Source organism: Sodaliphilus sp. (assembly GCF_045598405.1).
GTDB lineage: Bacteria > Bacteroidota > Bacteroidia > Bacteroidales > Muribaculaceae > Sodaliphilus > Sodaliphilus limicaballi.
In genome coordinates this window covers 1-19,733 of sequence record NZ_JAZLLZ010000052.1, presented here as the reverse complement: position 1 = coordinate 19,733, position 19,733 = coordinate 1, and the positions used below count along the sequence as shown (strand labels likewise).

The following is a 19,733-nucleotide window of genomic DNA, read 5'->3' as shown; positions in this document are numbered from 1 at the left end:
TTTTTTTGTTTTTCCCATCATTTTAGGTCCAAAACCTGATCCAATACTCCGTGGGGGAAGTCGAGAAGTTTTGGCAAGTTTTGATGCGGTTGCCCTGGAAATAACGACCCTTATCCACCTAAAATCATTCGGTCTCCTATGGCAATATTTGTCACTCGCACATGGTGAAAGTGATATTGCTGGCGTGGAGTAGCTGGTCGTAGGTGATGAAGTTGCCGTCGATGGGGGTGCCGTCGATGGTCACTCCTGACACGTGCATATTCTTCTCGCTCAGGTTCTTGGCTTCGATGGTCACGGTGTGTGACTCGCCAGTCTTGGGCGATGTGACGTCGATGGTCATGCGGCGGAACTGGGGTGCGCCCAGGGCGAAGACGTTGCTTGCGGGTGTCACGGGGTAGAATCCCATGACAGAGAACAGGTACCACGCCGACATCTGGCCGCAGTCGTCGTTGCCGTTGAAGCCGTCGGGGGCGTTGTGGTAGTTGTCGCGAATGGTCTTGCGAATGAGTGCCTGCGCCTTGCGGGGCTGGCCGCAGTAGTCATAGAGGTAGATGTAGTGGTGTCCGGGCTCGTTGTCGTGGCGATAGTGTCCGCCGTCGAAGTTCTGGTCGAGCTTTGCCGCAAATGCCTCGTTGCCTCCCATCATCTCTATCATGCCGGGGATGTCCTGCATCACGCAGAAGAGGTAGGTCCACTTCGAGCCCTCTGTGAGGCCGTGGCGGTCGTGGTCGTTGATGTCGATGAAAGTGCCGTCGTACTTGCGTGGCAGCATGAACCCTTTCTCCTTGCAGTACTGGTTGCGGTAGTTTTGCGACCAGCGCATGAGTGCGTTGTAGTCGTCCACCTTGTTCATGTCGAGAGCCACACGCGCCACGCACCAGTCGTCGAGCGCATATTCCAGCGTGCGTGACACACTCTCGGCAGTGCGGTCGTCGGGTACATAGCCTATTGTGTGATAGAAACTTGCGCCAGCGCGAGCCTCGTATGACGTCCAGCGGTCTCGGTCGCCGTAACGTCGCTGGGTGTCGGCATCGGGAGGTGTCATTGCGTCCTTGCGCATCGCTTCATAGGCGAGGTTGACGTCATAGTTGCGAATGCCCTTCATGTAGGCATCGGCGATGACGGCGTCGGCATGGGTTGCAATCATGATGTTGGTGTACGACGGGTTGGGCCACATGGGCAACCAGCCGCCTTCTTTATACATGTTGAGCAAGCCGGTGATCATGTCGCCGGTCATCTCGGGTTCGAGCAGGGTGAGCAGCGGATGAGTGGCGCGGAAGGTGTCCCACAGCGAGAAGTCGTTGTAAGAGATGCCCTCGTGCACCTTGTCGTCCATAGCGCTGTAGTAGCGGCCGTCCTCGCTAAACTCGCGGGGGAAGCGGTAGTTGAGGTAAATGGCTGTGTAGAAGATGGTTTTGTCGTCAAGATTGTCGGTCTCGACACTCATCTTTGACAGCACATTGTTCCACGCTTCGCGTGTGCTCTGTGCCAGTGCATCGAGGCTCTTGCTGCCCACTTCCTTGTCGAGGTTGGCACGCGCCTGCTCCACGCTGATGAATGATGTACCCACGTGGGCTACAACGGGTTTGCCGTCGCTGTTGCCAAACTCCACAAACGCACCCATGCGTGTTCCGGTGAGCTCGGCCTTGTCGCGATACACCTTGTCGCCGTCCCAAGTGCCGTGTCCCTTGATGGGTCGGTTGAAACGCACCACAAAGTAGCCTTTGAAGTTGGGAGTCTCGGGACCAATCTGCGCGCTCTGTCGGTCGGGGTTGTAGCCCACAATCTCGTTGTTATCGAGGTCAACTTTCACCCAGCCACGCAGTTTCTCGAGGCGTGGGCCGTAATCATTTGCCCAGTCGCCCAGCGCGGGGTTGAGGTTGATGCCCTGCAAGATGACACGCTGCTGCGCCTTGCGGGGGAAGGTGAACTGCATCACGGCGGCACGGCTGGCAGCGCTCATCTCCACATGGAGCTTGCCCTCGGGTGCTTGCAGGTCCACGCTGTAACGGTAAGGCGTGGCTTTTTCGCAGTCGTGGGTGTAAGGCAACGCGCGGTCGCCGGGCAGTGGACGCACGTCGGTGCCTGTCTGGGGCATGAGCGACATGTAGCCGTAATCGCCCATCCAGATGGTGGGCTGATGCGAACCCATGAAGCCCATAATCGACTTGTCGTCATAGATATAGGCCATGGTTCCCATCTTGTTCTCGCGGGTTTGGGGCATGAAGTTGGTCATGGCGTGGGGTGTGCCCACGAAGGGGGCCGACCCGCCCTCTCCCTTGATGGCGGTGCCCATGAGGGTGTTCACGTAGTCAACAGGACTTGCGCTGGGCTTTGCCCAGACACTACCCATCGTCATCGCCGCAACGGCAGCAATAAATATCTTCTTCATCTTCATCATTATTTACTTTTTGTTTTTTCTTCCACAAAGACCCAGCCGCAAGAATCGGTAGCGCCTTCATCGGTCACAACTGTTGCTTCGTTGGCGCCGGGTTTGAGCTGCACGCCTGTAGCCACCCATGTGTTATGACCTTTATTTTCAAGAGCATACACCTTGCCATTAACTGTAAGCACGGGGGTCTTGCAGTTGCTGTAGACCTTCACATCGGTGACAGCCTCCTTGCGCTCGGTGTCGCGCTTTGAGCAGATGTGCACCATGGGCTCGGGGTTCCACTGCGCCTTGTAGTAGTAGAACGCATCCTTGCGCACCTTGCGGTCGTAGGTACACAGGCCTTTGTCGTTGATACCGAGCGCATCGCCCTCGTGACGACCCGCGCTGGCAAAGTCAAACATGTTCCACACAAACGTGCCCCACAACTGCGGGCTCTCGTCGATGATGCGGTAAGTGACCTCGTGCACAGAGGCTTGCCACTCCTCGGGGTGCCACTCTCCGTCGGTCTTGGGGGCCGACTTGATGTGCTGGTCGTGCTGCTTGATGCTAGCGCCGGCGCCATACTCGCTGATGGCTATGCTCTTGCCGCTGTCGGGCTTATAGTTCCATGCGATGGTCCACTTCATGTTCTCGGGATTGTCCCAGTACCAGCCGGGGTAGGTGTTGTGTCCCACCACGTCAGGAATCTGGTTCTCAGGACGTCCGGCATTGTTGGTCGCGCCCACGGTGACGCGGGTGGGGTCCTCGCGGTGAGCCAGGTCGTTGAGGCGAGCCACAAGCAGTTCGGGATGAGTTCCGTCGCCTAGCTCGTTGTAAAGGCTCCAGCAGAAAATAGACGGGTGGTTATAGCTCTGGCGAATGAGCTCAACGAGCATCTCGCAGGTGTTGTTGTCAAACTCGGCATTGCCCTTGGTGCCCTTCTCGATGAATGGAATCTCGGCCCACACGAGCATGCCTTCGCGGTCACACAGCGAGTAGAAGTATTGAGAATGAGGATAGTGAGCCAGGCGAATGGTGTTGGCACCTATTTCCTTGATCATCGCCATGTCCTCATCGTGGTCGGCTGTGGATAGCGCCCAACCCTGACCCTTGCGGTCCTGGTGGCGGTTCACGCCACGCAGGGGGTAAGACTCGCCGTTGAGGAAGAAACCCTTGTTGTGGTCGATGTGGAACGAGCGCAAGCCTATCTCCTCGGCAACCATATCAATAACCTTGTCGCCGTCCATCAGATAAACCTGGCAAGTGTACATCGCGGCGTCTTTCTTGCCGTTCCACAAATGGGGGTTTGGAATAGTCACAGGTAGCTTGACTTGATAGAAATCACTGCTGCGCTGCATAGTGCCGCCCTTGAACTCAAACATCTTGACGGTGCCAGTGTGGTCATTGCGCTGGTCGTCAGTGAAAACAACGCGCAAACCCAGTTTGTTTTTCACCTGTGCTGTTAGGTCAACCTTGGCAAGCACCTCAAGCTGCGCCTCGTCGGCAGTAACCTTGTTCTGCTTGATAAACACGCCCTTCGAGCCGTGGTCGTTGACGGTGATGCCGTTCTCGGGCACAACCTCGATGCTCACCGGGCGATAGATGCCGCCAAAGACGGTGAAGTCGCCCGCCAGCGGAATGATGGTCTCGTCCTTCGCATTGGTGACACGCACCAGCAGTTCGTTGTCTTTTTCTTTGAGATAGGGAGTTGCGTCGGCATTGAACGCGGTGAACGATCCCTTGTGCTCGCCTGCCAGGTGCCCGTTGACATAGACCCACGCATGCTGGCTCACACCCTCAAAGTGCAGCACCACGCGTTTCCCCTTGGTGTTCTTGGGCGCATCAAACGAGTATCGGTAGGCCCCGGCGCCGCGATAGTACTCGGGCGTACAGCCATCCTCGGCATTCCAGCAGTGAGGCACCCTGACTTGCTGCCATTGCACATCACCAGTTCCCTCGGGGGCAACGTCATGTTTCACAAACTGCCAATCACCATCGAGAGGCAGAGTACATCGGAATTGAGCCATAGCACCAAGCGCCACAGCTGCAATCGCCATCACAACAAACAGTCTCTTATATGCAGTCATAATAGAATAATTTTCTTCACATTGCAAAATTAATCACATTTACGCAAATAAAAAATCATATCCGTTGCACAAAATGCCACAATCGTGGATATCCGTTTGCGATTTCCCGACCGATCTCTCGCAGAGGCACAGAGAAAATGCCATCAAAGGGACTGTCCCTTTGATGGCATTCTATTTATAACCAACACATTAAACTTCTACAATGCCATCAAAGGGACAGTCCCCATGATGGCATTCTTGCTCCGACACCATGCGCCACACAGTTTTATAGTCTAGTGCGGCAATACGGGCTAACTGCCTCATACTCACACCCGCGTCAATAATGGATTTTGCATGCATGGCTCTTTTTGAGCGCGGCATCTCACGCAGCTCAATTCCCTGACATACCTGTTCAACAAGCCTGCGGGCCTCAGAATCAGTCAGGCGTGATTTGTGAACTTTGTTTAGGCGCACCTCGGCACTTACCTTCAATACCAGTTCCTTTATCTCGTCCCACTGTATCCCCGTGAACGGAAAAGATCGAGCACATACCGCAGGCATGCCAAGCGTTCCTGCGTATTCGTGCCAACTGCTCCACTCATAAGCATCGGGAGACGCAACCATCTCGGCAGCAACGGGATTTTGGTGTATGTAACGCAACAATTTTATGAAGTAGCCCGCATCTTCAACGGGTTCGCTCCTGTAGCGTCCCTGGAACAACGGCCCCAAACGCTCATAACGCTTGTTGAAGTAACTCACATAAGACACCAAGATGCGTTTCATCACTTCACCTATCGTTTCATTTCCTTCGGCAATCAGCAGATGGACATGGTTGTCCATCAAACAATAAGCATGAATCATGCAGTAGGACGGCAATGGCTTGTTATTTGAATCCACTGGTTCAGTCACGGAGCGAAGCACTTTCAAAAACTTACCTCGGTCCTGATTATCACGAAAAATATCTCTGCGATCAATACCACGCAACATCACATGGTAAACGCCTGTTGTACTAAAAACACGACTTCTCCTTGGCATAATATTTTCTATATTTTTTGATATTTTGTCGCAAAGATATAAAACAATTTTGATTTATCAAGAAAAACAAAGCAAGAAAATGCCATCACGGGGACTGTCCCTTTGATGGCATTCACAAAAGTTCCGACTAAAAAGTGTGGTAGAAACTCGTTGGCGGATGATGGGAGGGCGTGGGTCAGCGTTCTCGCGGGGTGGGGGTTGTGCGTTCGAATGCGGGGTTGTAACGTATGCGCCAGAGGTCGTAGTAGTTGAGCAAACGCAGGAGCCTCGGTTGAAAGTCGTTCCAGCCTGGGAGTCGCTCACCGCACCAAGCCTTCTCGGCAAGGGCGGCAATGCGCGGAAACACCATCATCTCGGCCTTCCACGGCTCGGCACAATACTCGGTCCACAAACAGCCCTCGACGCCAAGCAGATTGTCACGCACGGCAACGGATGCCGAGTCGGGAACAAGCTGGCTCTCATACACATCGCGCACCGTGAGCGTGCGGCCCGCGCCAGGAGCAAGCTCGGTCTGCGTCGAGTCTTCGTGGCAGGTGAAATAGAAGTATCGTCCGCTGGCGTTTATCCACTTGTGGGTGGTATCGATGCGGCGGAGAGGCATCTTGGGACGCACGTGCCAGCTCTCGACCACCCCGTCGGCGGGATCCATGCCCTCGGCACCGCCGTCCCAGCCTATCGCCACCTTGCCGTGCTTGCGGCACACCGCCTGCACATGCTGCATGAAGTGAGTCTGCAAGGCATGAGCGTCTTGCAAGCCGTGTTGTTCCATATACTGCTGTGTGGCAGTACTTTCGTTCCACCACCTGGGCGCACACTCATCGCCTCCCACATGGATATACTTGCCAGGGAACAACTGGCACACCTCGTCGAAAACCTCGTCAAGAAACTTGAAAACCTCGTCGCTGGGCGCAAGCACATTGTTCTGGCGGTTGAAGATGCCCCACGTGAGCGCGGTGTGCTTGATTGAGTCGGGCGAAGTGCTGAACTCGGGGTGTGCTGCCAGCACCGCCATGCAGTGGCCGGGGATGTCAATCTCGGGGACAACCGTCACAAAACGCTCTTCGGCATAACTGATCACGTCCTTTATTTCTTCCTGGGTATAGTAAGCCTGGTAAGGGCGGTCATAGTATTCGCCAGGGAAAATGCCCTTGATTTCGCCATCACGGCTGCTGCCACGTTCGGTTAGCTCTGGATGGCTTTTGAGTGCGATGCGCCAGCCTTGGTCATCGGTCAGGTGCCAGTGAAACACGTTCATCTTGTGCAACGCCATCCAGTCGATGTATTGCTTCACAAACGAAACGGGGTAGAAATGTCGCACCACATCGAGGTGCATGCCACGGTAGTCATATCCGGGAGCATCCACGATGGTGCAGTGCGGCAGCCTGGGCAGGTCGCCCGGACGCGAAGGGAGCATCTGGATCAATGTGGTCACGCCATAAAACCGTGCCGCAGGCGAAACCGACGAGATGCTGACCCGACGGTCATCAACAGTGAGCAGATAGCCATTAATAGGAGTAACCTCAACGTCATTTATCGTGATGATAGCATCGCTTGCGTTGTCAACGAGCTTGAAGTGCAGCCCCAGCTTGTCATGGCAATAATCCACCAGATACTTTGCAGCCGACATCGCACCGGGAGCAGCCCACACGCCGGCATCAACACCGAGCGAGAGCGTGCGTGACGAGTCAACGCGAGCCGACCTCACCGCCGGCACCACATCCACATTGCCAGCACCACACACCACCGCGACCAGAGTCATCAACACTAAAAACAGTTGCTTCATGCTTCAATCAAATTACAGGGGTTAAAAATCGACCACAAATTTAAAGGAATATTTCCACCTGGGCAAGCGGGCGAGGTGATTTTCTCCTGCGGGCTAGCGTGAGAACCCGCGAGAAGTGCAGGGGGCGGGGGGGCTTTGGGGGTATATAAGACATGGTGCAATGGCAAATAGGACATTTGTACTATTTTTTGAAAAAAATGGACAATAATAGGGAATTCCTTTTCTGTAATTTTGTACCTGTAATATTGGGCGCGTGACTTTGGCTCCCGAAAACATTAACAGCAACCAATGAAGAAATTTCTTGCCATAATAACCCTAGTCTTGTGCACGGCAGCCGCTGTGGCACAAAACTACCCGTATAAATACTATTTCCGCCACATTTCGAGTCCCGAGGGCCTGTCGCAGACCGACGTGAAAGCAATCTTGCAGGACTCCTACGGTTTCATGTGGTTCGGCACCCGCAACAAGCTCAACCGATATGACGGCAACTGCATCAAGGTGTTTGACATCCGCGACCAGAAAAACGGCAATTGCAACAATAACGTGTCGTCGCTCTATGAAGATGCCGACAAGCACTTGTGGGTGGGTACCGACAAGGGCGTGTTTATCTACGATCCCGTCAACGAGTCGTTTGCCTTCATGGGCGACAAGGCCAACAACGGCTCCAAGATGACCGACTGGGTGGCACAAATCGACAACGACAACGACGGCAACATCTGGATCATCGTCCCCAACCAGGGCATGTTCCGCTACGGCAAGGACAAGAAGCTCAAACATTACTCGCTGGGCAACTCGTCTCACCCCGACCGCGGCACACCGCAGTGCATGGTACTCGACAAGAGCGGCAAGCTGTGGGTGGGCACCGACGGCAACGGCATCTTTGCCTACGACCGCAACGGCGACCGCTTTGTCCAGCACATGGGCGACAACGGCACATCGTCGATTATGGGCGAGAACGTGTACCGCATGAGCGACTACGGCGATTTCCTCGTGCTTGGCATTCACGAGGGCAAGCTGCGCAAGTTCAACAAGCGCAAGAACGAGGTGACCGACATCAACGCCCCGGAAGTGCATTACAAGATTATACGCGACGTGAAGCACTACGACGGCGTGCTGTGGGTGGGCACCGACAACGGCATCTACATAGTTGACGAGAACACAGGCATCACCGAGCACATAGCCAACGACCCCATGTGCAGCTACTCGCTGCGTGACAACCAGATAGGCCGCATCTACCGTGACCGCGAGAACGGCATCTGGGTAGGATTTAACATGGCTGGCGTGAGCTACCTGCCGCAGCAGGGCATGCACTTCATGCGATATGTGCCGCTGATGAGCCCCGGCACCATCACCAGCAAGCGCATACGCGACCTCGTGGAAGACAATTCCGGCAACATCTGGGTGGGCACCGACGACCACGGCGTGAACATCTTCAACCCCAACACCGGCACCTTCAGCCAGGCACGCCTGTCGAGCAACAAACCGCTCGCCATGCTTCACTGCGACGACAAGATCTGGGTGGGGTTCTATAAAAACGGCATCGATGTGGTGAACTCGACCACAACGACGGCTTCTCACCTGAGCGCCGAGAGCCTAGGCATGAACGACCAGAGCATCTACGCCCTGTGCGAGGACGGCAAGGGCCGTATGTGGGTGGGCAACGGCTGGGGCGTGTATATGAGCGAGCGGGGCTCGTCGAACTACACCCGCCAGGAGCAGTTCGGGTTCAACTACATCTACGATATCCTCGAGGACAACGACGGCAACATCTGGGTGGCATCGCTGGGCAACGGCGTGTTCTGCTACAATCCCGGCACAGGCAAGACAGTGCACTACACGCACAACGCCAACGACCCTACCAGCCTGAGCAGCAACTCGGTGAGCAGCATCCTCATGGCAAGCGACGGCAACCTGTGGTTCTCGACCGACCGCGGCGGCATCTGCTGCCTCAACAAGCCAACCGGCAAGTTCAAGACTTACAGCCTGGCGCAAGGCCTGCCCGACGACTCGGCATACGAAATCATCGAGGACAACGACGGCAACCTGTGGTTCGGCACCAACAACGGCCTGGTGAAGTTCACCCCCTCAACCGGCGCATGCAAGATCTACACCACGCACAACGGCCTGCCCGGCAACCAGTTCAACTACAAGAGTGCGCTCAAGGCCAGCAACGGCATCTTCTACTTTGGCAGCAGCGAGGGACTCATCTCGTTCAACCCCCACTCGATGCGCGTCAACGAACTGGCGCCCAAAGTGTATATCACCGCCCTGCTTATCGACAACAAGGAAGTGATTCCTGGCGCCGAGGACTCACCGCTCGACAAGAGCATCATCTTCAGCGACAAGATCACCCTGTCGCACGACCAGTCAAACATAGGCTTCAACTTTGCCGCGCTCAGCTATGTGATGCCCGAGGCCAACTCCTACGCCTACAAGATGGATGGCGTGAACAGCGACTGGATTGAGACCAGCAACTCTCACAGCGTCACCTATGCCAACCTCTCGCCCGGCACTTACACATTCAGGGTAAAAGGCAGCAACAGCGACGGCGTGTGGAGCGAGCAGGAAACCGTGCTTCACATCACCATACGCAACCCGTGGTGGAACACCATCTGGGCATGGATAGCCTACATCCTCCTGCTTGCAGGATTCTCGTGGTGGGCATTCCGATTCATACGCGCCCTCAACAGCCGCAAGGCGCAAGAACGCCAGCAACACTTTGAGAGCGAGAAGGAAAAAGAACTTTACCGCACCAAGATAGACTTCTTCACCAGCATAGCCCACGAGATACGCACCCCGGTGACACTTATCAACGGCCCGCTGGAGAACCTTATGGATATGGACATCGTGGATCCCGAGATCAAGCGCAACCTCAGCACCATGAGCCGCAACACCAACGAGCTGATGGCGCTGATCAACCAGCTGCTCGACTTCCGCAAGGTGGATAGCAACAAGATGGACATCAACACCGTGTCAATCAACATCTCCAGCATGCTGCGCGAGTGGGTGCGCAAGTTTGAAGAGGTTGCCCACGCCCAGCACCGCTCGGTAGAGCTCATTGGAGCCGACGACAAAGCCTACGTGCTCGCCGACCGCAACTCGGTGATCAAGATTCTCAACAACTTGTTCTCTAACGCCGTGCGCTATGGCGACACATTCATCAAGATAACCCTCACGGTCGATGGCGACGAGACACGCATCACCTTTGTGAACGACGGCGAGACCATCCCGCCCGAGTCGCAAGAAAAGATATTCGACGCCTTCTTCCAGATGACCCACAATGCCAACGCCTCATCAAGTTCGGGCATAGGCCTGTACCTGGCTCACTCGCTTGCCGAGCTGAATGGCGGCAAACTCAACTATGACATCGTGGACGGCAACAATTCGTTCACACTCACGCTCAAAACACTCAAGTCGGAAACCGCCGAGGCCATCGAGGGCAACGACATGATAGCCGACGACGAGCTCGACACCAGCGACGACATGCAGCGCAGCGAGACCATCCTCGTGGTTGATGACAATGCCGATCTGCTCACCTTCATCAGCGAGAAACTGAGCAAGCTCTACACCGTCAAGACGGCCGAAAACGGCGTCAACGCCTTGAAGGTGCTCAAGGAGCAACCCATCGACATCGTGATAAGCGACATCATGATGCCCGAGATGGACGGCATCGAGCTGTGCAAGCACATCAAGGGCGACATCGAGATGAGCCACATCCCCGTCATCCTGCTCACAGCCAAGAATGACCTTGACAGCAAGGTCGAAGGACTGCGCATAGGTGCTGACGCCTATATCGAGAAACCCTTCTCGTTCAAGTACCTGGTGGCAAAACTCGCGTCAATCTTCGATAACAAGCGCCGCGAGACCGAGGCGTTCAACCGCAAGCCCTTCGTGCCCACGGGCAACATGGGCATGAGCAAAGCCGACGAGAAGCTGATGAACAAGATCGTCGAGACCATCGAGGAAAATATCGAGAACCCCAACTTCGGCGTCGAGGTACTCGCCGAGCGAGTGTACATGAGCCGCAGCAGCCTGCACCGCAAGATCAAAGCCATCTCGGGCAGCTCACCCACCGACTTCATCCGCCTCATCCGCCTCAAGAAAGCGTCGGCGCTCATAGCCGAAGGCAGCTACCGCACCGGCGAGGTGTGCTACATCGTGGGCATCAATTCACCGTCATACTTCATCAAGCTGTTCCAGAAGCAGTTTGGCATGACCCCCAAGGAGTTTGAGAAGCAGCAGCGTGCAGCACAGCAGGCTGCCAAGCAGCAAGAAGAGGAAGAAAAGTGACAAAAACGATACAATATATAAAGGTAAAAAAGATTAGATTATAATATGAAAACATTGAGCTTTATCATCTTCAGTATTATTGCCACCTCGATGTGCGCAATGGGATCGTTCACGCCTGGCGAGAAGTGGGCCGACACCGACGGCCGTCACATCAACGCCCACGGCGGCGGCATCATGTATCACAACGGCACCTACTACTGGTATGGCGAGTACAAGGGCGACTACACCTACCGCTCACCCGGCGTGGGCTGGGAATGTTACCGCGCCGAGGCCGGCGGCGTGTCGTGCTACTCGTCAAAGGACCTATACAACTGGAAGTTTGAGGGCATAGCCCTGTCGCCCGACACCGTCAACACCCACAGCGACATCCACCCCACCATGGTCATCGAGCGTCCCAAGGTGATTTACAACGAGACGACAGGCAAGTTCGTGATGTGGATGCACATCGACAACCACGACTACGGCAAGGCAAGCGCCGGCGTGGCAGTGGGCGATTCGCCCACCGGCCCGTTCACCTATATTGAAAGCGTGCGTCCCAACGGCCAGATAGCCCGCGACCTCACCGTCTATAAGGACGACGACGGCAAGGCCTACCTCATCTACTCGTCGGAGGGCAACGCCACCATGCAGATCTCGCAGCTCACAGCCGACTACCTCAAGACCGTGGGCACCTACACCCGCAACTTTGCCGACAAGTTCCGCGAGGCACCCGCCATCTTCAAGCGCGGCGGCAAATACTACATCGTGTCGAGCGGATGCACCGGCTGGTCGCCTAACGAGGCAGAATATGCCGTTGCCGACTGCATAACAGGACCTTACACCGCAATCAACAATCCCTGCCGTGGCAAGGATGCCGACAAGACATTCTATGGCCAGAGCACATTTGTTCTTCCCGTTCAGGGCGTTGAAGATACCTTCATCATGATGTTTGACAAGTGGAACAAGGTCGATCTCATCGACTCTCGGTACATCTGGCTACCTATCAAGTTTGAGGGCGACGAACTCACCGTGCCCTGGCAAGACCAGTGGAGCCTGTAACCCGTTTCCACTGATTAAAAATGCTGTCCTTGCGGTTATATCACACTATTTTTCTACTATTTGCAACATCTGTTGCATAAGACTTTAAAAAGTGTGAGTAAATTTGCAAATGAAGATATATACAAAAACTAATACACAAACGAAATATGAAATACGGTTTTACATTGAGCATGCTCCTGTGCCTGGCGGCAACCGCTGGCGCGCAGACTCCCGGAGCCAGCAGTAACATCAAGTTCCAGCGCGTAGCAACCCCCGTTCCCAAGCAGACAGCAGTGGGCGGTCAGCAAGCTGGCGAGTTCTATCATTCACAGTACACTGGCGCAGCATGGGGCGACTACAATAACGACGGGTATCTCGACGTCTATTATAGCGACCGCAACACTCACGTCAGCACGTCTAACACGCAGTCCAACCTCTACCGCAACGCAGGCAATGGCACCTTCACCCGTGTGGCATGGCCACCATTTGCAGCAACAGCATTCTCTACCCCTGTGTGGCTTGACTTCAACAATGACGGCCTTCTCGACATGTTCATCTCAGGACTCTCGGCATGGGGCTACGGATGGGACGACAAGCACAGTAATATCGACCTGCCCAAGAGCCACTTGTATATCAACAAGGGCATCGATGCCGATGGCAATGCCACTTATGAGGAAATCGCCAACTGCGGCGTGCGTCCCGTGTTCAACGGACTGAGCGGCGGCAAGGGTCACATGGCAGCTGCGGCTGGCGACTTTGACAAGGACGGCTATACCGACGTTATCCTCACTGGTTTTGACGAGCCTGCACGCCTCGACACCGAGACACCCTTCCTGGCAGTGCGCACATGCAAGCTCTATCGCAATGTCAATGGAGAGCGCTTTGAACTCGTTGAAGCTCCGCTGGCCAATGGCAAGCAATTTGAGGGCTTGTGCGATGGTAGCGTGACCATGGTTGACCTCGACGGAGACTCATGGCTCGACATCGTTGCCAACGGCTATGACAGCAAGCACGAGAGTTCACTCCACATTTACTGGAACAATGGCGACGGCACATTCACCGAGAAGGAAACTGGCGTTAAGGGACTCACTGCTGGTATCACTGCAGTGGGCGACCTCAACAACGACGGCCATCCCGACCTGGTAATGGGCGGTATCTATGAGAACACTAACGGCAAGAAACTTTACATTGCAAAGAACCTGGGCAACCGCGAGTGGCAACTGGTCACACCCAGCACATTTGAAGGCATCGACGGTGCACAAATTTCGATAGGCGACGTCAACCAGGACGGTCTTGCAGATCTTCTCGTGGGTGGTCACGGCCAGCAGCACGAGCACACGACATGGCTCTATGCTAACCAGGGCGACTTCAACTTCACTCCTGTTTATGCCCAGTATCTCGACTCATTCGGCAAGCTCGGTCACTTCAACCGCGTGACTCACGGCAACCAGCACCTCATCGACTATGATAACGATGGTTACCTCGATGCATGGAGCAGCGGCTGGAGCAACGGCATGTGCAGCAGCGGCTGTCTCACCGAGATTTACCGCAACACCAGCTCAACCAAGGGCGTTGCAGCCAACGCAGCCCCCGAGGCACCCACAGCACTCAGTGCCACTATCGACGAGAACGGCCTCGTGACCTTCACCTGGGTTGCTCCCAGCGACGACTTCACACCCGAGGCTGCATTGCGTTACAACTTCTACATCAAGCGCCAGGGCAGTGAAAAGACCTTCATGGTTCTCCCCGCCGACCTTGCAACCGGCTTCGTGCGCGTGGGCAACACCACCGGCGCTATCCAGAGCTGCACATTCAAGACCACCATCACCGAGAGCGGCATGTATGAGTGGGGCGTTCAGGCCATCGACAACGGCAACCGCGGCAGCAAGTGGACATCGGCAGTCAGCAAGTTTGACGTGAGCGGCATTGACGACGTGAACACCAATGCGACTCAAGGTAAGGTGTGGGCAAGCGCCAAGACTCTTTACTACACTTCAATCGACAATGCAACTCTCACTGTTTACAAGGCAGATGGCAAGGTGGTTGAACAAACAGCGGTAAACGGCAGCGGTTCATTGAACATTAACGAGGCTGGCGTTTATGTTGTTGCTCTCACAAGCAATGGCTCGTCTTACACAACCAAGGTTATCATTCGCTAATAAGCATGACATCTAGAAGCATACTTCTATACATATTCGCAATTATTTCACTGTGTGCCAGTGCCGAGGTTATACACCTCGACGGCACACAGTGGTTGTTTTCGCGCATCGACCGCACCACCCCCATCAGCACCGCAACCCTCGACGGCGCCGGGAAAACCATTGACCTGGGCGCGCCCAGCAAGGTGAGCGAGGTGGTGATTACCTTTGATGGCGATGCGGTGCAGTGGATCAAGGCTAACGCTCAAGTGAGCGACGATGGCAAGCAGTGGACGCGCGTCTCGAGCAAGGACGACATCAAGTGCCAGGCCAATATGGTCAACGACATCACCACTGTGGGTAACACCGTGGGTCTCACGCAGGTAACAGGCAGCACCAGCGCCATCGTGAGCGTGCAGGGTAGTTGCCGCTACGTCAAGGTTGAGCTTGAACGCACCATGGACAACGACAAGCACGACATCGAGGCTCCCGTGGCAACGATAGATGTCAACCCCATGGTAGATTACAACGTGATTCACGACGCAGCCACCGTGGCATGCGACGACAGCGCGTGGGAAAAAGTGGGCGTGCCTCACTGCTACAACGAGAGCGACTCCTACCTCAACGGCACCACTGGCGAACGCTGCTGGCGCGGCGAGGTGTGGTATCGCAAGCACCTCACCATCGACAAGAAAAACAAGGGGAAGCACATCTTGCTTGAATTCCAGAGTGTTAACATAGGTTACACGGTATATGTCAACGGCCACGCCATCAAGGGCAACACCGCTGTGCCCCAGCCTGGTCCTGTGACCCACGTGGGCAGCTTCCTGCCGTTCACCGTGGATATCACCCCCCACGTCAACTGGGGCGGCGACAACGTGATTGCCGTGAACGTGAGCAACAAGAAGGACACATTCTTCACCTGGCCATGCTTTGCCGAGAACGAGGGCTTCGGCCAGGCAATGGGCGGCATCACCGCACCCGTGCTCATGCACATCAAGGACGACGTGCACATTCCCACCAACAGCTACTCGCCCACCGGCAAGTGGGGCACCTACTACGGCACCCTCAACGCCAGCAAGGACAAGGCATTGCTGCGTTTCATGACCGCTGTGGATAACGACGGCGACCGCATGGCACGCGTCACCCTCAAAACACGTCTGCTCGACCATCGCGGCAAGACGGTGCTCGCGTTTGAGCAAACAGCCATCGCCCCGGCGCATGGCTCGTGCACACTCGACCACACCGACTCTATCAAGAATCCCACGCTGTGGTACCCCGTGGGCGGCAGCGGCACACCTTATTTATATAAGGTAGAGGCCAAGACCTACGTTGACGGCAAGTGCACCGACGTGCACACCGAGCAACTGGGCATACGCACCATCACGTGGGACGATGATTACTGCTACGTCAACGGCGAGAAAACCATCTTGCGCGGATTTGGCAACCGCAACATCTATCCTGGCCTGGGATCGGCAGTCCCCACGGCATTCCAGTGGGAGGAGATTGCTCGCATAGCCCGCTGCGGCGGCAACTCGCTGCGTGTGGGCCACCAGCCTCCGTTTGTAGAAACCATCGAGGCGTGCGACGCACTGGGCGTGCTGCTGTTCCTCAATAGCGGCGACGGTGAGTGGTCGCTCAAAAACGAGCCCGCGCTCACCTACAAGCGAGAATATGACCGGGATGCTATCATCGCCTTCCGCAACCACCCGTCGATCCTCGTGTGGGAGTCAAACAACGGCCTGGCCTACGACGGCGTGAAATATCTGCCCAACTACACCCAGGAGGAAGCCGAGAAGTGGGACTTCTACGCACCGCGCATCGTGATGAACCGCGATGGCTATCCCCGCGAGTGGGACAGCAGCAAGCGACTCATGGTGGGCTATACCAACCGCTACGAGAAAGTCAAGGGCAGCCCCTCAATCAACACCGAGGTCTATGGCACAAACTGGAGCGGAAACCCCAGCTGGTGCATCGCCCGTCACGACTACGACAACGAGAAGGCGTTCACCCGCTTCTATGTGCAGAACTATCTCGACGACCTCAAGAACCACGCCTGCGGTTGGCTACACTGGATGCTTAGCGAGACCTACGGCGAGGGCTACACTATCTACCTCAACGGCATGCGCAACCAGAAGAGCCTAGGCTCGTGTGCCATGGACGGCAACCGCTTCCCCAAACTCCCCTACCGCGTCTATGAGAACGCGCTGTGGGTGCCCTACTCTACCCGCCCCGGCGTAGCATTGCAAAGCCACTGGAACTACTCTGGCATTCAGAACGTTGACGCATGGAGCAACTGTCCGCAGGTGGAGCTATTTATCGACGGCGTGTCACAAGGTAAGGTGACCCCCGACGCCAACACCAAGCAGTGCACATGGAAGGGCATCGAGTGGCGCCCGTCTGTCGTCACTGCTGTGGGACTCGACGAGAACGGCCGCGAGGTGTGCCGCGATGAGATTGCAACCGCCGGCAAGCCTCACCGCATCGAACTCACCGTTGACCGCTGGAGCGACCGCCCCGACGGCGGAAACTTCACTCTGCGCGCCAACGCCAGCGACGCTTTCACCGTGACAGCCCGCATCGTCGATGAGCAAGGACGCTGGTGCCCTCGCGCCGAGAACAACATCACCTTTGAGGTTGAGGGCGAAGGCGTGTATAAGGGTTCTTACAACTTCTACATCACCCCGGGCAAGGGACTGTCTTACCATGCCCCGGGCGACCACGAGCTGCAAGCCGAGGGCGGACTCATGCGCGTAGCAGTGCGCACCACCTTCAACCCCGGCAACATCACCGTCAAGGCGACGTCACCCGGCTTGCTACCCGGCGAGTGCTCAACAGTTTCAAAAACTAGATAAAAAGAACCGTCCCTTTTATCTAGTTTTTGGACATTTTTAGATACAACTAAATTAAACTAGGTAAAACTAGATAAAAAGAACCGTCCCTTTTATCTAGTCGATAGCGTCAAGAAAATAACAAACATCTAGTAAATCTAGAACTATAAAAAAGATATAGACTATGAAGAAATCATTGATGGCATTGGCCATTACATTACTCGCTGCCAGTGCAGCACAGGCAACAGTCACGCTGCCTAGCTACTTCAGCGATGACATGGTAGTGCAGCAGAACGCCACTCTCACAGTTAAAGGCAAAGCGTCACACGCAGGTACAGTAACAGTAAACGCCGGCTGGGCAAAACAGGCCTACACTGGCAAGACCGACGCTAACGGCAATTTCTCAATCAACGTCCCTACCCCCAAGGCTAGCCTCAAGGCTTACACCATCACCGTGAGCGACGGCGACAAACTCACCCTGAACAACGTGCTCGTGGGCGAGGTGTGGGTGTGCTCGGGACAGTCCAACATGGAGATGCCCATCAACGGCTGGGGCAAGGTGAAGGACTACGAGCAGGAACTCAAGAACGCCAACTATGACAACATACGCCTCTTGCAGGTGAAGCGCGTGGTGTCTAACGTGCCCACCGATAACCTCATCCTGAGCAACGGCGAGAAGTGGAACGTGTGCTCGACCCAGAGCGCCGACAACTTCTCGGCGACCGCCTATTTCTTCGCACGCCGCCTGTGGAACCAGCTCCGCATCCCCATCGGTGTGATCGACACTTCATGGGGCGGCACTCCCGCCGAAGCGTGGACCAGCACCGAGACTCTCATGACGGTGATGGACACCCAGCAAGATGCCATCGAGCGCGCAGCAATTAAAGGCGACGCTCAGAAACTCAAAGAAAAATATGACCGCGACATGGCTCACTGGCGCAAACTCTATAACAAAGCCGACGAAGGCATGGACGGCAACACTCCCCGATGGGTGAACGGCACCACCGACATGGACGGATGGAAGACCATGAACCTGCCCAACGCGTGGGAATGGGCTGGACTGCCCAACTTTGACGGCGTGGTGTGGTTCCAAAAGACCGTCACCCTGCCCGACCACTGGGTGGGTAAGGGCCTCAAAATCAAGGCTGGCAAGGTCGATGACGAAGACTGGACATGGGTAAATGGCACGCAAGTGGGCAGCACCAACGGCTACTGGATTGAGCGCGTGTATGACGTGCCCGCGGCCCTGATTAAAGACAACAAGGTCGTGATCACCATCAAGGTGCGCGACGAGACTGGTCTGGGCGGCATCTGCGGCGACGCTGGTATGCTTGAGCTCAAGATGGGCGACGAGACACTGGCTCTGGCAGGCGAGTGGAACTACCACATCGGCCTGAGCGTTGCCGACATGCCCCGCATGCCCGAGCAACCCACAAGCCAGAACTACAACAGCAACCTCTACAACGCAATGATTTACCCCCTGCGCGACTTCGCCATCCAGGGCGCCATCTGGTATCAGGGCGAAGCCAATGCCGACCGCTGGCCGCAGTACACACCGCTCTTCCAGGCGATGATCCACGACTGGCGCAAGCTGTGGAAGAAGGACATCCCCTTCTACTTCGTGCAGATTGCCAACTGGCAGGAACGCCACGCCGTGCAGCCCGACTCTCGCTGGGCCTACCTGCGCGAGGCACAGACCAATGCACTGCAACTCTCTAACACCGGCATGGCAGTGACCATCGACATAGGCGAGGCCTACGACATCCACCCCAAGAACAAGCAGGAAGTGGGCTTGCGACTGGCTAACGCGGCTCTGGCACAGACCTACAAGCGCGGACAGTATAATCTACCCCTCTACGACGGACAGATGAAGGTGAACGGCAACAAGGCGATCTTGAGCTTCAACCAGGCACTCACCGTGCAGGGCGACAAGGTGGAAGGATTCATCATCGCCGGCCCCGACATGAAGTTCCACACCGCACAGGCAATCGTCACCGGCAACAAGGTGACAGTGTGGAGCCCCGAGGTGTCAATGCCCATCGCAGTGCGCTACGCCTGGGGCGACAACCCCGCCAACAACGTGCGCTCAACCGACGGCTCACTGCCCCTCACCCCTTTCCGCACCGACCGCTGGTAACTTTGTAAAGGTTTAAATGTTTAAGGGTTTAAGAGTTTAAAATGCCATCATAGGGACGTCCCTGT

The 19,733-nt window shown here is 55.7% G+C and carries 10 protein-coding genes; 6 read left to right on the top strand and 4 right to left on the bottom strand.

Annotated elements, in window-relative coordinates; translation table 11 throughout:
• Positions 1–193: hypothetical protein (locus tag ACKI3C_RS04670; RefSeq protein WP_407402548.1), on the top strand; the 193-nt coding region annotated here is incomplete at its 5' end.
• Here the strand turns inward: ACKI3C_RS04670 and ACKI3C_RS04665 are convergent.
• The 4 genes from ACKI3C_RS04665 to ACKI3C_RS04650 all read right to left on the bottom strand — a co-directional run bounded on the left by ACKI3C_RS04665 (position 152) and on the right by ACKI3C_RS04650 (position 7,255).
• Positions 152–2,392: a GH92 family glycosyl hydrolase gene (locus ACKI3C_RS04665; RefSeq protein ID WP_407402546.1), complete on the bottom strand. Its 2,241-nt coding sequence runs from the start codon at positions 2,390–2,392 to the stop codon at positions 152–154. The two genes, ACKI3C_RS04670 and ACKI3C_RS04665, sit on opposite strands and share 42 nt — an antisense overlap.
• A gap of 8 nt (positions 2,393–2,400) precedes the next feature.
• On the bottom strand, positions 2,401–4,458 hold the full coding sequence (locus ACKI3C_RS04660) for a glycoside hydrolase family 2 protein (RefSeq protein WP_407402544.1): 2,058 nt from the start codon (positions 4,456–4,458) through the stop codon (positions 2,401–2,403).
• Between the two features lie 189 nt (positions 4,459–4,647).
• Positions 4,648–5,472: a transposase gene (locus ACKI3C_RS04655; protein WP_407402543.1), complete on the bottom strand. Its 825-nt coding sequence runs from the start codon at positions 5,470–5,472 to the stop codon at positions 4,648–4,650.
• 175 nt (positions 5,473–5,647) lie between these two features.
• The gene (locus ACKI3C_RS04650) at positions 5,648–7,255 is read right to left on the bottom strand and encodes a beta-N-acetylhexosaminidase (protein ID WP_407402541.1); all 1,608 of its coding nucleotides are present in this window, start codon (positions 7,253–7,255) and stop codon (positions 5,648–5,650) included.
• Positions 7,256–7,543: 288 nt separating this feature from the next.
• On the opposite strand from ACKI3C_RS04650, the gene ACKI3C_RS04645 reads away from it, so the two are divergent.
• From ACKI3C_RS04645 to ACKI3C_RS04625, 5 genes are all read left to right on the top strand, one after another.
• Positions 7,544–11,545, top strand: coding sequence for a two-component regulator propeller domain-containing protein (locus ACKI3C_RS04645; protein WP_407402539.1), 4,002 nt, complete (start codon positions 7,544–7,546; stop codon positions 11,543–11,545).
• A 45-nt stretch (positions 11,546–11,590) separates the two neighbouring features.
• Positions 11,591–12,583: a glycoside hydrolase family 43 protein gene (locus tag ACKI3C_RS04640; RefSeq protein WP_407402537.1), complete on the top strand. Its 993-nt coding sequence runs from the start codon at positions 11,591–11,593 to the stop codon at positions 12,581–12,583.
• Between the two features lie 146 nt (positions 12,584–12,729).
• Positions 12,730–14,721 carry a T9SS type A sorting domain-containing protein gene (locus tag ACKI3C_RS04635; RefSeq protein WP_407402535.1) on the top strand — a complete coding sequence of 664 codons (1,992 nt, stop codon included), beginning with the start codon at positions 12,730–12,732 and terminating at the stop codon, positions 14,719–14,721.
• Positions 14,722–14,726: 5 nt separating this feature from the next.
• Positions 14,727–17,555 carry a DUF4982 domain-containing protein gene (locus ACKI3C_RS04630; RefSeq protein WP_407402533.1) on the top strand — a complete coding sequence of 943 codons (2,829 nt, stop codon included), beginning with the start codon at positions 14,727–14,729 and terminating at the stop codon, positions 17,553–17,555.
• Between the two features lie 160 nt (positions 17,556–17,715).
• Entirely contained in the window at positions 17,716–19,668 is a 1,953-nt protein-coding gene (locus ACKI3C_RS04625) for a sialate O-acetylesterase (RefSeq protein WP_407402531.1), read from the top strand.
• The last annotated feature ends 65 nt before the right edge of the window (positions 19,669–19,733 follow it).